The organism is Kordia jejudonensis (assembly GCF_001005315.1).
In the GTDB taxonomy this organism is placed as follows: Bacteria; Bacteroidota; Bacteroidia; order Flavobacteriales; family Flavobacteriaceae; genus Kordia; species Kordia jejudonensis.
This window is the reverse complement of record NZ_LBMG01000010.1, coordinates 1-14,626: the sequence shown is the minus strand read 5'-3', so window position 1 is coordinate 14,626 and position 14,626 is coordinate 1. Positions and strand designations below refer to the sequence as shown.

General features: G+C 36.6%; 15 protein-coding genes. All 15 read right to left on the bottom strand.

Going from position 1 to position 14,626, the window contains the following annotated elements:
- Positions 1-2: 2 nt before the first annotated feature.
- The 15 genes from AA089_RS07185 to AA089_RS25790 all read right to left on the bottom strand — a co-directional run bounded on the left by AA089_RS07185 (position 3) and on the right by AA089_RS25790 (position 14,591).
- Positions 3-884, bottom strand: a complete 882-nt coding sequence (locus AA089_RS07185) for a sterol desaturase family protein (protein ID WP_046756260.1) — start codon at positions 882-884, stop codon at positions 3-5.
- Positions 885-1,003: 119 nt separating this feature from the next.
- Entirely contained in the window at positions 1,004-1,396 is a 393-nt protein-coding gene (locus AA089_RS07180; protein ID WP_046756259.1) for a VOC family protein, read from the bottom strand.
- A gap of 441 nt (positions 1,397-1,837) precedes the next feature.
- The gene (arsM, locus tag AA089_RS07175) at positions 1,838-2,806 is read right to left on the bottom strand and encodes an arsenosugar biosynthesis arsenite methyltransferase ArsM (protein ID WP_046756376.1); all 969 of its coding nucleotides are present in this window, start codon (positions 2,804-2,806) and stop codon (positions 1,838-1,840) included.
- Between the two features lie 224 nt (positions 2,807-3,030).
- Positions 3,031-3,843 carry a purine-nucleoside phosphorylase gene (locus tag AA089_RS07170; protein ID WP_046756258.1) on the bottom strand — a complete coding sequence of 271 codons (813 nt, stop codon included), beginning with the start codon at positions 3,841-3,843 and terminating at the stop codon, positions 3,031-3,033.
- Between the two features lie 8 nt (positions 3,844-3,851).
- A complete protein-coding gene (locus AA089_RS07165) occupies positions 3,852-4,460 on the bottom strand; it encodes a TIGR04282 family arsenosugar biosynthesis glycosyltransferase (RefSeq protein ID WP_046756257.1) in 609 nt (202 codons plus the stop codon).
- A gap of 2 nt (positions 4,461-4,462) precedes the next feature.
- The gene (locus AA089_RS07160; protein WP_046756256.1) at positions 4,463-4,984 is read right to left on the bottom strand and encodes a rhodanese-like domain-containing protein; all 522 of its coding nucleotides are present in this window, start codon (positions 4,982-4,984) and stop codon (positions 4,463-4,465) included.
- A gap of 61 nt (positions 4,985-5,045) precedes the next feature.
- Positions 5,046-6,101 (bottom strand): arsenosugar biosynthesis radical SAM (seleno)protein ArsS, encoded by a 1,056-nt coding sequence (gene arsS / locus AA089_RS07155; protein ID WP_046756255.1) that lies wholly within the window; start codon positions 6,099-6,101, stop codon positions 5,046-5,048.
- Between the two features lie 118 nt (positions 6,102-6,219).
- Positions 6,220-6,555 carry an arsenosugar biosynthesis-associated peroxidase-like protein gene (locus AA089_RS07150; protein WP_007095315.1) on the bottom strand — a complete coding sequence of 112 codons (336 nt, stop codon included), beginning with the start codon at positions 6,553-6,555 and terminating at the stop codon, positions 6,220-6,222.
- 549 nt (positions 6,556-7,104) lie between these two features.
- On the bottom strand, positions 7,105-8,370 hold the full coding sequence (locus tag AA089_RS07145) for a lanthionine synthetase LanC family protein (RefSeq protein ID WP_046756254.1): 1,266 nt from the start codon (positions 8,368-8,370) through the stop codon (positions 7,105-7,107).
- Entirely contained in the window at positions 8,363-9,418 is a 1,056-nt protein-coding gene (locus AA089_RS23590) for a T3SS effector HopA1 family protein (protein ID WP_053002257.1), read from the bottom strand. The genes AA089_RS07145 and AA089_RS23590 overlap by 8 nt, the downstream gene beginning before the upstream one ends.
- A gap of 4 nt (positions 9,419-9,422) precedes the next feature.
- A complete protein-coding gene (locus AA089_RS07135) occupies positions 9,423-10,502 on the bottom strand; it encodes a phosphotransferase family protein (protein WP_046756253.1) in 1,080 nt (359 codons plus the stop codon).
- Between the two features lie 94 nt (positions 10,503-10,596).
- A complete protein-coding gene (locus AA089_RS07130) occupies positions 10,597-12,033 on the bottom strand; it encodes a hypothetical protein (protein ID WP_046756252.1) in 1,437 nt (478 codons plus the stop codon).
- Between the two features lie 85 nt (positions 12,034-12,118).
- Entirely contained in the window at positions 12,119-12,523 is a 405-nt protein-coding gene (locus tag AA089_RS07125; protein ID WP_046756251.1) for a hypothetical protein, read from the bottom strand.
- 32 nt (positions 12,524-12,555) lie between these two features.
- Positions 12,556-14,085: a S53 family peptidase gene (locus AA089_RS07120; protein ID WP_053002255.1), complete on the bottom strand. Its 1,530-nt coding sequence runs from the start codon at positions 14,083-14,085 to the stop codon at positions 12,556-12,558.
- 374 nt (positions 14,086-14,459) lie between these two features.
- A complete protein-coding gene (locus tag AA089_RS25790) occupies positions 14,460-14,591 on the bottom strand; it encodes a helix-turn-helix domain-containing protein (protein WP_156168938.1) in 132 nt (43 codons plus the stop codon).
- Between the last annotated feature and the right edge of the window lie 35 nt (positions 14,592-14,626).

Genomic DNA, 14,626 nt, shown 5'->3' with positions numbered 1-14,626 from the left:
AATTAGTCTTTTTTTAGATTGATAGGATAGATTTCTTGTTGAATGAAATCTTGCGGAAAAGTTTCGTCGTTTGCAAAACCTAGTTCAATATCACGTCCGTTTTTTGGAACGTAATTCGTTTTAAATAGATAATCCCAAATACTTAACGTAAGTCCAAAATTGACGCCATAACGTACAGGCAATTCTTTACTGTGATGCCAAATGTGCATTTTTGGATTGTTGAAAATATATTTTAAAAAACCATAATCCCAACCGAGATTTGCATGGTTTAAATGTCCGATAGCAATGGTAAAAAAGTATACAAAAGCTACATAATTTACACTAAATCCGCCAATGATAGCAAGCGGAATGTACAACATAGATTTGTATACAACGGTTTCCATCCAATGATAACGTAAGTGTGCGGCAAAGCCCATTTCTTTTACAGAATGATGTACTTTGTGAAAGTTCCATAAGAAGTCAACTCGGTGCAACATTCGGTGTGTATTCCACTGTACAAAATCGGCCACAACGAAGAAGATGAGCAATCCTAACCAAGTTGGCAAATCGTCCACGTCAAATAGTTGAAAACTGTCAATTGACAAACCAACAACGCCTAAAATATCATTAAAAAATGCTGCGGCTGTATTGGAAAGTGCCACAAAAATGATGAGGTTAAAGATGAAAAAGTTGAAAAACATATAAAATGTATCTAACCAAAAGTCTTTACGAAAGATCGATTGATTTTTACGCCAAGGAAAGATAATTTCCAATACCCAAACGAGTAACGAAATGATAATTAAACCATAAAAATAGTTTTCCAAGTTTTGAAAAAATACTTGTCCTTGAAAGTAATTCCAATAGTCGCTATACGATTGTTTGATGATTTCGAGATACTTTTCCATGCAGTGCAAATTTACATATTCTTTTCCGTTTTTGTGCTGCTCATTTTTTGTTCGTTTGACAATATAAGCTTCTTAGAAAATATTTAAAATTTGTCGTTTTTTTGAAAGCAACCTTTCATTTAGTTATGTTGGATATCATTATTTACTTCAATCCAATAGTTGTCAGGATCTTGAAAATATACTTGTTTTATTCCATCGTTTCGGATGTAACCTTTGTTTGGCGTATTGCGCCAATCAGAATAGGGAATGTTTAGTTTTTCTAAGAATGATACAAAAGCGTCAAAATTCACGGTGGTTAGTGCAAAATGAACTGCTTTGTTGGTTTTTATTTCAGCATCTGGACGCGGAATGAGATGCAGTTGTTTTCCATCGCCAATTGCTAACCATCTTGTTGTAGAAGTAGAAGCTGTATTTTGAATTTCTTTGAATTGAAATATTTTTTGATAAAACGCAACTGATTTGTCAACGTTTGTTACGGAAAGTGCGATATGATTGAATGAAAATGTGTGCATTTGTAAAAGTTTGCGAAAGTTAGATATCAAATATCATATTTATTATAGTATCATTGAAAAGAATTGGTGTAAAATTTTCTTTCATAGAATTAACTTTTCAAGATCGTTTTAAAATGGATTCCGCATCAGGTGCGGAATGACAGGAAAAGAAAATGTACGTTGGATTTATTTTATTTAGATTTATGATGAATATATTTTGTTTCAAAGTACTTCTTGATTGTCATTGACTTCGTCGAATCTTCGATTTCCTGCGGTTTGTGCTGAACTAGATTCAGTATAGGCAGGAATCTAAAATATATAAAATGGATTCCGCATCAGGTGCGGAATGACAAGAGCACACATTTTATAAAGTACTTTATTTCGAAAAATTACTGAAGTGACGACACTAGTTTAAAGACTAAAAAATCTCACTACTAGTATCTCACTTCTCAATACTTTCCATTAACAACATCCGCCACCATCATAATGGTAGGTAGAATCTGAAATGAAGATATCATCTCTGCCTAAATCTGCTAAAGCTTGCGCTGTTTTGTCACAGATAGCAATTGGCTGATTTTTTAGTAGAATGTGTCCTTTTTCGTCATCAAAATAGTCTTCTGAACCAAAATAGATTGCTGCTTTTCCAGTAAAGATACATGGACCATCTGCTGGCATTGGATCTTTGATTGCAGCAACTTCAATTGATTCTATGTAGATAAGTTCGTCTGTTGGATAGTTTTTCGGATCTAAGATTCTGTATGGTTTACGTGCACGAATTTCGATGGTTCCAAATCCAGCATCGGTCAGCATTTTTACGTATTCTGCAATTGGCAAGCTTCCACTTAGACATAATGCGCGTAAGCGTTCGTCGTTGCGAAGTGTTTCGTTCATTGGTTGTTCGCAAGTTGGATCGCTCATGACGAGTTTTCCATTTGGTTTTAACACACGATACATTTCGGCAATTGCCTTTTTTAAATCGTCTGTTTTAAAGATGTTGAATAAACAATTTTGTGCGGCAACATCAATAGAGTTATCATCTACAGGTAAGTTGAGTGCATCTCCTTTTCGAAGGTCTACAAATTCACTTTTGAACCAATCATTTTGCGCTTCCGCTTCCACAAAGTTTTTGCGTGATGCTTCTAACATTTCATCAACGACATCTAAACCGATAACGCCACCTTTGTTGCGATTGAAGTATGCAAATTGCAATAATTCCATTCCGCCACCAACACCTACATATAACATGGTTGGGTTGTTTGTTAAATCGCGCGCATGTACGGTGCTTCCACAGCCATAGTTCATTTCTTGCATGATTCTCGGAATTTTTAATCCTGGCAATTCCCATATTGGATTTGTAGTGCAACACAGTCCAACATCAGGAGTTAATGCTGCTTCTTTGTATACGTCGTGTGTAGTATCTAAATAGCTCATGTATGTTTTTTGTTTTTTGTCAATTCGTTGATTTGTCGATTCGTTTGTTTGCCAATCTTTTTCATCTGTTTTTTTATGACTCACAACTATTTTGAGATTCTCATTTTCACGGGAACTTCTGCGTGAGCGATGGAGCTATTGTTGGAGCTCTTTTTAAAGCGACTAGCGAGAGCGCGGCGAAAACGCTTCACCGTAGTAGTGAAGCGTTTTGGACACGCCCAAATTTATAGTGTTTTGATTAACTCGCTGAAGAGTGTAATCATTTTTGGTTCTGTTTTTCCTGCAATTTCGATGATTTCGGCAATGTTTACAGGTGCTAAGTTATCAGGATCGCATTCGTCTGTGAGTACTGAAACTGCCAAACAAGGTACGTTGAGATGATTAGCAACAATGACTTCGGGCACTGTGCTCATTCCGACAGCATCTGCTCCGATTATTTTGAGCATACGATATTCGGCACGTGTTTCTAGTTGTGGACCAACGACACTTGCGTACACACCTTTTTGAATATCAATGTTTTGCTCTGCGGCAATTTGCTCCACTTTTGCAATCATATCGGCATCGTACGGCGCGCTCATATCGACAAAACGTTCGCCAAATTGGCTTACACCTTTGAATGCTAACGGCGAGCCACCTTGCAAGTTGATATGATCGTCAATAATCATAATGTCTCCTTTTTTGTATTTTAAATTGATAGCTCCCGCAGCATTTGACACCAATAGTTTTTGAATTCCTAATTGGTGCATGATGCGAATTGGGTACGTAATGTCTATAAAATCATAGCCTTCATACAAGTGAAAACGTCCTTGCATTACGATTACTTTTTTGCCAGCCAAGTTTCCAAAGATGAGTTTTCCTGTGTGAAATTCGACTGTTGCTAATGGAAAGTATGGAATGTTGTTGTAATGCGCTTCCGCGATGATTTCTATTTCGTCAATGAGTTTTCCTAAACCTGTACCGAGAACGATTCCGATTTCTGGTTTGTCAAATCCTTTGTTTAATAAGTATTCCGTTGTTTCTGTGATGTGTTTTAGCATACGTATGATTATGAAATGTATTTTTTAAATATTTGGTAAGGTACTAAATCTTCTGCATGATCTATATCGTTGAGTGTTTCTAACAAATGAATTGTTTGATTGCCTAGATCTTTTAGCGTATCGGCCAAGACGGTTTCTGTTCCCCAATTTTTAGGTGCAAATGTTTTTTCGTGCAGTGTTTTCATCCCTAATAAGTAATAACCGCCATCTTGTGCAGGACCAATGACAATGTCATTTTGATCTAAAGCTTCGATCGCTTCTTCAATGTGTTTTGGTTGTAAATCATACAAGTCGCTTCCGATGATGATTACTTTTTCATAGTTGTGTTGAAAAGCATCTTTGAATGCGTTTTGCATGCGTTCTCCTAGATCGTTCCCGAATTGCACCTTTTTTTGATAAGAATCATCACGCCATATATCGTTTTCTCGAACAGCCACCGAATACCATACACATTTGTCTGTCTGTATGTTTTGAAGTACATGTTCGGTATGTTCTAAAAGTTTGATGTAGACTTCTAAAGCGGCTTCTTTGCCAATACCTTTAGCTAAGCGTGTTTTCACTTTTCCGAGTTCAGGATTTCGTGTAAACGTCATCAAGAGCGTTTCGCTATGTTGCATGTTTATTGCTTGTCTTGTTTTGATTTTTTCTTTTCGAAGATTTTGATGCCTTTTTTGAGCCAAATGCTCCAATCTTCATTGAAAGTGTGCACATTTTCAGTAGCTTCTCCATCATTGTCAACTACAGGATTGTCTTGATTTTTCCATTCAAATATACCGCCGTATAGATTGTAAACGTTGGTGTATCCTGCTTTTTTGAGTTTTTCGGCAACATCTTCTGAGCGAATTCCTAAAGAGCAATACACAACAATAGGTTTGCTTTTATCTTTTGGAAGGAGTTTTTTTATTTTTTTGAGTTTGAATTTGTCATAACCTACACAGATAGCATTTTCTATGTGACTGGTTTCAAATTCTATTTTTTCACGACTGTCGAGCAGTATGATATTTTCTTTTTTGACTAATTCTTCCACCGTAATGTATGGAATGGATTGTTGATTTTCTTTTTGTAGAAGACTGTCGAGCGCCGTTTGTCCATTCGCGAAAGCGAAAGCGAAAACAATTATAAACGATAGTAGATATTTCATTTTTAGTTTTAATAGCATCTTGACTACGAACCGACAAGATTAATGATTTTCTATTGTGTTATTACGCAACCGTTCCTTGGCAACTACTTCCTGCGCCAGCTGTGCAACCGTAGCAATGTTGTGAGATGATGATGTTTCGTTTGCTTAAATCTTCTTCGTTGTATTCTGAGATGTGTTTTACTTTGCTGGCCACTTTTAGATCGAGCATTTGATTGAAATCACAATCGTATAACCAGCCGTCCCAACTTACGGAAATGGTATTGGTACACATTACATTGGCAACCGCACTTGGATTGAACGCTTCGACTAACGAATACATGTAATCTTCATAGTTTTCAGACGCAATGAGATAATCTAAGAAACGACTGATGGGCAAGTTTGTTATGGCAAATAGGTTATGAAATTGAATACCGAAATCGTCAAATAATGCTTTTTTGAAATCTTTTTCCATCGCTACTTGATCGCCAGGTAAAAATGCTCCAGATGGATTGTATACTAAGTCTAGTCGTAAGTCGCTATCAGGCATTCCGTAACCAACGGCATTGAGTTCCTGCAAGGCTTTGATTGATTTGTCGAAAACGCCGTCGCCACGTTGTTTGTCTGTTTTTCCGCGTGTCCAATGTGGCATTGAGGAAACGACATGTACGTTGTGTTTTTTGAAAAATTCAGGTAAGTCGTGATATTTTTTGTTTGCACGAATGATGGTGAGGTTCGATCGGACAATGAAATCTTTCACACCAATTTTTGAAGCTTCTTCTACAAACCAACGAAAGTGTGGATTCATTTCAGGCGCGCCACCAGTTAGATCGAGCGTATGTGCGCCCGTTTTTTCAATGACATCTAAACATTGTTGCATGGTTTCGCGCGTCATGATTTCTTTTCGATCTGGACCAGCATCTACATGACAATGTGAACATACTTGATTGCACATGTAGCCAACATTTATTTGAAGAATTTCGACTTTTTTAGGCGTTAGGGGAAATTGATTTGTTTCTTTTATTTTGTTTGCAAACGTTGGCAATTCGCCACTTTGAAATATTCCATTTGATAGAATTTCCAATTGTCGTTGCGTGCTTGCGAGTTCGCTTTCTCTTTTTTGTAGGGACTTTGTCGCCATGTATCAATTTTTGATTTTTGTTCCTATATTTTAATAGGATTTACTATTAGAAATATCCTTCGACTTCGCTCAGGATAAGTGACTTGTACAATTTTACGCTGCAAAATTAACAATCTACTTACATCTCTAATTTATTTACTTTGTTCATCATTTGTACGCCGTGAACCAAGGTTGCGCCACTTTTTATGGCGGCACCAACGTGAATGGCTTCCATCATTTCTTCTTTGGTAATGCCACGTTGCAAACCGTCTTGTGAATACGCATCAATACAGTATGGACATTGTTCGGTATGTGCTACAGCTAAAGCAATTAGTGATTTTTCACGCGGTGTTAATGCGCCTTCTTCGAAGACTTTTCCGTAGTATTCAAAGAATTTATTTCCAAGTTCTTCACTCCATTCTGTGATGGATCCGAATTTTTTTAAGTCTCTTGGGTTATAGTATGATTTATCCATGTGGTACGTTTTTTAATTTGAGATTTGCAAAAATACGCAAAATCAAACAGTCTACAGTAAGACGAATTTTTTTTAGAAACTTTACAGGGAAATGAAAGAAAATTTTTGTTGTTTTTTTTAAGATAAAAGATCGTTGTGCTTTTAGATACAAGAAGATAGATACATAAGATAAATGATTTTGTGAATTCAGTTAAAAGACTGTAACAATTTAGAGTTTGCTTTGCAAGCTTTTCAATCTTGTATTTTATTGAAATAAAAATCCTAAGTGCCAGACTTAGGATTTTCGGAAGTTCGATTTTAAAATGTACTTATAATTTTATGAATGACTACAACCTCTATTCACAAATACATTTCTGATCAGATTATTTTTCGAACTTTAAGCGTCAAATGTACGCGCTTCTAAGAAGTTAGAGATTAGGGAATACCTTAAAAATAAAAGGGAAAATAACCCTTGTTATGAAGTTTTGTTTGTAGGAATAAAAGTAAATCTCAACTCCTTTATACCAAAGAAGTTGAGATTTTATAGTTGCTAGTTGGTTGAATTATTTTTTATGGCACCAACGCAGAAGGAATATTGGTTGCATCTTCTAAACGTAAGTAAAACATGCCTGTTCCTGAAAGTCCTAACATGAGTCCAGGATTTTCTTGTTGTCCTATGGTTAATCCGCTAGGATCATTGACACCACTTGGAAATGTAACGCCTGTAGCATCGTATTGTGAAATACCAAAGTTACCTGCTTTTTTAGCGATTTCTACATATTCAGGAATGTTTAGTATTTGATTTCCATATAGTAGAATATCAGCATTTCCTGCCAAACCATGACATAGTGAAAAGTTTGATTTTGAGTTCGGATTCGTTTCTTGTATGACGGCTCTTTTCGTTGTTTCTAACGCAATTTTTGCTTCTTGCAAGAAGTATTCATGCTTCGTCATTTCGTATGCTTTGAGTTGTGCAATGGCAATTCCTGGCGCACCATGACACCACATTGTTCCGTAAGTTAAAGCTTTGTCTCCTTTGTATTCACGTAAGTCTGGCCAGTTTTGCGTTTGTTGGTTAAACCACTTTTTTTCGTAGTTATATCCGCCTATTGCCGCATGCCAATATTCTTCACTTTTTGTAGTAGCGTATAGTTCCATGAGAGCTGAGGCAATACCAGAAGCACCATGCGAATATCCTGTTAGAGCGTTTGTAGCATCAACCGTCATCCACGCACATGTATCTCCATTTTTGATGGTTTTATTTAAAAGAAATTGACCACATTTTTTTGCAATTTCTAAACATGCTTCATCTTGTTCAGCATAATGTAATTTTAATAAAGCAGAAATTGATCCTGCTGCGCCAGAAATGATATCTACTTCATAGTCAGCGACGTCTTTGTCTTTTACAGATTTAACATAGTTGAGTCCTTTGTCTGCAATTTCATCGTTTCCTAGTTTTTTTCCGATTTTCCACAAGGTATATCCAACACCAATTTTTCCTGAATAGTATCCGAAGTTGTTTACTTTATCCTTGTCAAGATTGAAATAAATTGTATTTAACGCACCTTGTAACGTATGAAAAATGATAGGATCTTGTGTTTTGGCATATAGTTCGGCAAGAAATAAGGCAATTCCTGTGAGTCCGCTATAGAGTTCAATACTGCATGCTTTTACGACCGTTTCGTATTTTCCATTTACTGGAGAAACTTCATGTCCTGTCCAATTGCACATATCTTTATACCAAATGGCTTCTTTTGCTAAATATTTACCAATGTTATGCGCTGTTTTTACATACATCTGCACGTCTTTTTTTGGTGTGGTTTCTATACTATTCATAAGTTGGGAACGTTGGAGTTAGTGTTGTGTGTTTGTTAAGGTGTAATCGATTTAATGTCATTCCTTTACGTGATAGAAAGTTGATTACAGTGTCAAGTGTTTCCTTTTTGCTTTTTTCTTGTTGAAACGCATCAACTAACGCTTCTGCTATGGTTGATGATCTGCTCATTCCAAAACTTTGCCCTTTCCCAGGATCTTCCGCGTAGCCAACACCTTTGTGAAGTTGTTTGGTAAACATCGGAATTTCGTCTACAAGATACGGTTCTAAATTTGGAATTACATTTTTTAGAATGATGGACACTAATTGTACGTGTTTTTTGCTGAGGTATAACACTGCGGAGTCCGAACGTACGTAAAGGTCAGGATGATTTAGGCACTTAAATTGAAACGGAATTTTATAATCATTAAGTGTAGTAGTAAGTAAATTGATGAGTGGTGCAGCGCCTTCAGGAGTTACGTTCCAATAAATTCGTCCGAGTTCTACTTCTTGTGGAAACATTTCATTACTGAATACATGGTAGAATACAGGTTGAATGTTTCGGTGTTCTTTTTGACGTGATATGTTAACTTTTGTGTTTACAGCCGCTTGTTTTTGTTGCGGATTTACAAATTGATAACCGTTTGGTTGCAACCAACGCAATTCGCCATTTTTTTGTACATATGCGGTTCCTGTTTTAGCATCAATGTTGTAAATATTCCAATGATAATCGAATCCGTTAGTAGTTGTGTTTGCTTGTGAAAGTTGATCCATAAAGGCTTCTCGTTCATTTTTTGGTGGAATTTTAGAAGTATAATCTCCATTTTTGATGCCGCAGTAAAATTTGGTGTATATCGTATTTGTAAGTGCGTTGACTAAGTTGATACGTTGTTGTTGTGCATCCACTGTAGCGTTACTTCCAAATGATTTAAAATCTTCTGCAAAAGTTTGATACGGCATCTGATTTTTTACATATTCTTCTTCTCCGTGAACTTTATACGTGCTTAACGAAGTAATTTTAATGGCTTCGGTAATTTCTTTTATTTGGTTTGAATGTGTAGTGTCTTTCATCTTCTTAGTCTATTAAGTTCCACTGTTTAGCAATTTCTTCTGGATTTTCTAGTACGTGATTGCAAAATTGTAAGATTCGTACAGAGTTTGGGTTCAATTGTTGTTGTGCTACATTGTTTTCGAAAGCCGTTTGAATCATACGAACTGTCATGTAAGAAAGTGTTTTTAGTAGCTTTTCTTTGGATACTGAAGGTGTAAATTTTTGTTGTTCAGCATAGGTGTTCCAGAGTAGTTTTACAACTGGCGTAATGGCATCTATAGTAAGAAATTCGCTTCCTTGCATTTGTTGATGATGTTGTATGTTTTGATTGTTGAAGCTTAAAACCCACGCGCTAAAGTACGATTGAAAAACGCCTGCAACATCCCATAAAGGATCGCCCAAATCGGCAATCTCCCAGTCTACCAATTTAACATCTTCATTGTTTGGCATTACAATAAAATTCATCCATTTGATATCGCCGTGAATTAAGCTTGTAGTTTCCCACTGATTTGCTACTTTTTCTATTTTTTTAACTAAGTCTTGGTGTTTGTGAATTTCGGCTATGACCGTATTTGTAATACCATTAGAGCTTGAATTTAGTAGTTGTCCTGTGTTTAATATCCAAGGCAATTGTTTGCTAAAAAATTGTAAAGAACTGTTGTCTTTAATTTCTTTTAAAATATCAAAATGAAAAGAAGCTAAAATATGCGCCATTTTAACTGCATGTGGTTTCGATAATTGTTTATCTCTATACGTTACTTCATGAATATTTTGGGTATTGGTAAAATACTCGGTAACTAAGATGTTGTGATACGGATCATATCCATAATAATCTGGAATGTGTTTCGCTGTTTCTTTGTATAATTCTGATTGATGAATTAAATAGTGACTTGTTGCATCTTTCTGCATTAAGTAACTATTGGTAGCATCTTGTGCTATAAGTTGCTTAACAAATAATCCTTTTTCTTGTTCTTGTTGAATTTTGAATATAGAATTTCTGCTTTGTGTTTGTGTTAGCATATAATCTCCTGACATGAAAGAAGAAGGTTCAAGAAAACCTTTGTCTAGTAGGTAATGAGTGATGTTTTTCTTTGTTAAGCGCATAAATGTAATTTTTTTGATTTTTTTTGAAAGCTGCCTGCAATTTACAGGCAGCTTTATATACAAAATAGCTTTATCTAATTAAGATAAGCTATGATTAACATGCTGGCCATGCTCCTGTACAACTACGTGTAGGAATACAGTCAGCTACTGGAATACTGTGAACTTGTGCTTGTGCATTTCCATCACTGTGACATCCTTCGTACCCTGTACATCCTAAAAGGTGTGTTGGTCCACATCCAATCTGAGTACATACTGTAGCTTCAGTTCCATGTTGTCCGCAACCTTGGTAAGCAGTATGTCCAAGTGTTTGTGCTTGTGCATTTCCACCATCATGACAACCTTCATATCCTGTACATCCTATAAGATGTGTTGGTCCGCATCCAATTTGAGTACAAAGTGTAGCTTCAGTTCCATGCTGTCCGCAACCTGGATAAGCAGTATGTCCAAGTGTTTGTGCTTCTGCATTTCCACCATCACATGCTACTTGAGTGCACACTGTAGCCAATGTACTTTGTTGGTGACAACCTTCGTATCCTGTGCATCCAATATGAGTTGGTCCACACATTGGCGATTGCGTACAAAGTGTAGCCGCAGTTCCATGTTGTTGACATCCTTGGTAGGCTGTTGGTCCTAACGTCTGTGCTTGTGCAGTACCAGTTGGTTGTGGGCAAACCGTAGCAGGAGGTGTTCCAGTTGGTGTAAGACATCCTTGGTATCCTGTACATCCTAAAAGATATGTTGGCTGTGGACAAACCGTTGCTGGTGGTGTTCCAGTTGGTTGAATACATCCTCTCCATCCTGTAATTCCTACATTTTGTGCTTGCGCAGCATTATTTTGCGGGCACGTTAAAGTTACTGGAGGTACTCCACATTGTCCAAACCAAGTTGGAGGTAAAGTTATTTGTGCTTGTGCATTTCCTCCTTGTGGACAAGGAATAGTTGGACAAGGCGTAATTGCAGTACAACCAATTGTGTGTGGTACACACGCTGGCGGTAATGTTGGCGGTAAAATAGTTTGCGCTTGTGCGTTTCCCCCTTGTGGACAAGGAATAGTTGGACAAGGCGTGATTGCAGTACAACCAATTGTGTGTGGTACACACGCTGGCGGTAATGTTGGCGGCAAAATAGTTTGTGCTTGCGCATTTCCACTAGTACGACACGGTGTAATTGCAGTGCAGCCTACTGTATTTGGTATACAGGCACCTACTGGTATTGTTGGCGGTAAAATAGTTTGTGGTTGTGTACAACCTTGCGTTCCTGTAGGTCCAACAACTGTGCATCCTTGCGTTCCTGTAGGTCCTAAACAGTGACCAGGTTGTGTACAACCTTGTGTTCCTGTAGGTCCAATTAAACAATGTGGAGGTACCGTAACAACAGTACAACCTTGCGTTCCTGTAGGTCCAAAACAATGACCGGGTTGCGTACAACCGTATGTCCCTGTTGGTCCTACATTTTGCGCATGTGCACCACCGCCATTACCGCAAGTAAGGGTAACAGGAGGTATTCCACATCCATGAAAAAATGTAAACATAATAATTAAATTTAAAGGTTAATAATATGATTTGTAACTCCTTATGATTTTCGTGTATTGAAGGAATTAAGTTTTCTTTGATGATTTATTTTCCACATTGACCGCAACCACAGATAGAACCTTGTGGTTGTGTAGCAGTATTTCCTTGCGCAGTATTTGCATATTGTTGATAGATATCTCCTTGAAAGAATTGTTGCGCGTGATCTTGTTGCGATTGTGCTGTGTTTCCTTGCAAATAACTAGACGCATTTTTAACCCAAATGATGGTTCCGCCAATAGCACTGTGTGTTTTTGTGATATTTACATCATGAATGATATCTTCATCTTTGATTATTACAGAAGTTTTTAGTAGTGTATCTAAGTAAAATGTGATATTGTCTTCATCAGGACCTTCTGCAACAAATCCGTAGATCATCATCACATCTTCTATTTTTTTTCCATCTATGATTAAGCGTTTAGGAAGTTCATCTAATGCTAATTTTTTTGCCATGATTTTGTGTTTTTGTGTGATTATAGGTGCTTTTAGTCCAAAGCATTAATAGCTTCCATGAGTTTTTTCCCGTCAGGAGATCCTAAACCTGTACATGCATTCCATCCTGAAGCTGCTTCATATAGGTTGTTGTTTCCTTCTAAAATTTGACGAAATGCATCAGAATTCATGATGGCATATAAGTGTTTACTAATAAATCCTAATCGGTAGCCAAGGTTTTGATTCATGCGAGCAACTAAAGCAGCCCAAAGTGGCGTTGCCAAACTTGTTCCGCCAATTTTTGCCCAGTTTCCTTGAAATAAAATGGCATAGCCTGTTGCATCTGCTGCATTTGCGGCAACATCAGGAATGCCTTTTCCGCCAGCTCTTTGGTACGGTTCAAATTGTGGGAATCGCTCAATGTATTCTTCTATGGCTTTTTCTTGATATTGTGGTGCAGCTACTCGTTGACTGAATCCGCCGCCAGTTCCTATTTGTGCTTGTCGTGTAGTTTCGTTCCAAACCGTTTCAGCAATGATTCTTTCTTCAAGTATTTCAAGTCGTGTTCCTCCACAGCCTAATACGTATTCGAAGTTGACAGGAACATTCACATTTGCATATTCTTTGTTGTTAAAAGCGCCATTGTCTCCTGAAGCACCTATAACGGTAATTCCTTTTAGCGCTGCTTCATGAAAAACATTATTTAGTTCCATGATTTCCTGTTGAGAGTATCCTAATTCTGATCCTGCCCAACTGATAGAAATTACGGTGAGTTTGTTTTTAGTATCTGCCAAAGCAGCTTTCATGGCACTTAAAATTGTAGTTCCGTAATACACAACCAATTTTGCTTTTGGAACTAATGCTCCTAAGACTTGAATGTCTGCCGTAACTTCTACATTATCATTTATGGGTGTTGTAGCTGGCTCACCAACGATTTGAATTTCTGGAACATCTAAATCATACGTTTTGAAGTAAGTTTCTAAATCACTTTGTTCAAATTTTCCGCCTAATTCTATGATTCCAATGGTTTGTTTTTCCCCATCGCCTTCAGGAAAGTTATAGGCTTCTGCAATTTCAATAGCACTATGTCCATGAGCTGGTTCTTGAATTGGTACCATATGTCCTTTACCAACTCTTTTTTCTGCATTATTTTTTATAAAACCTGTTTTTTGAGAAGGATTTAAAATATCTTCCGCATTAGCACCATCTTTTTCTTTTCCACTTGCATCAAGATGAATATCGCCTTGTTCGCTCAAGAATTTTAAGGCTTCCAGCGTTACAGGACTATCTTCGTTAGCAATGTCTTCAGAGTTTATTTTTATAGTAATTTCGCGTGCTATTTTATCAAATTGTACTTCCCAATTGTTTGCTTTGGCATGTTCAATAATTTCATCAGCATCATTTTTGCTAGGCGCGAAAATTTTAGAATGTGATGTGTTCGATAGGTATTTACGATCTTTAGGGTGTTTGTGAAGTGCATTGTTGATCATTCCTTGTTGTCGTTTTGTGACTTCGTTAATAGGAACGTATACTTTAATTTCTAATACATCGGTTTGTGGCGCGTTTTCTTGACTTGTTTCCATAAAAAATGATAAAGTTGGTTAGGTTCTCAAAGTTGCAAATAAGACCTGTGTAATAGATGCGTAGATTTACTTGGTTTTGAGATTGAGTATTATCACTTTTTAGGTAGTTAAAAATACCTAATGACGATTTTATGTTATTTATGAAGTGTTATTTTTTTATTGATTATCAATTGATTATGATTGTATTTAATGTGTGAAGCTTCTTTTTTATGATAACTAATACGTAATTGTTACGTCGTTTGCTTTGATGGTCTGCTATGATTAAAAGATGTGTTATAGCTATTAATATATTAGTCAAAAAAAGAAAAGTTCCAACATCTGTATTCGGTTAGATGAAGGAACTTGTCAGTTCAAGAAAATTGAAAAAAGTATTTTTATGATTTTAATCGATTCAAATAATTTGAAGGATTTACTCCTGTATGTTTCTTAAATGTTTTTGAAAATACTTCACTACTTGTAAAACCCAACTTTTTAGCCAATGTTTTTATTGTTTTGGTTTTTAACATTTGGTCATTTTGCAATTCTTTTAAAAGATATTTTA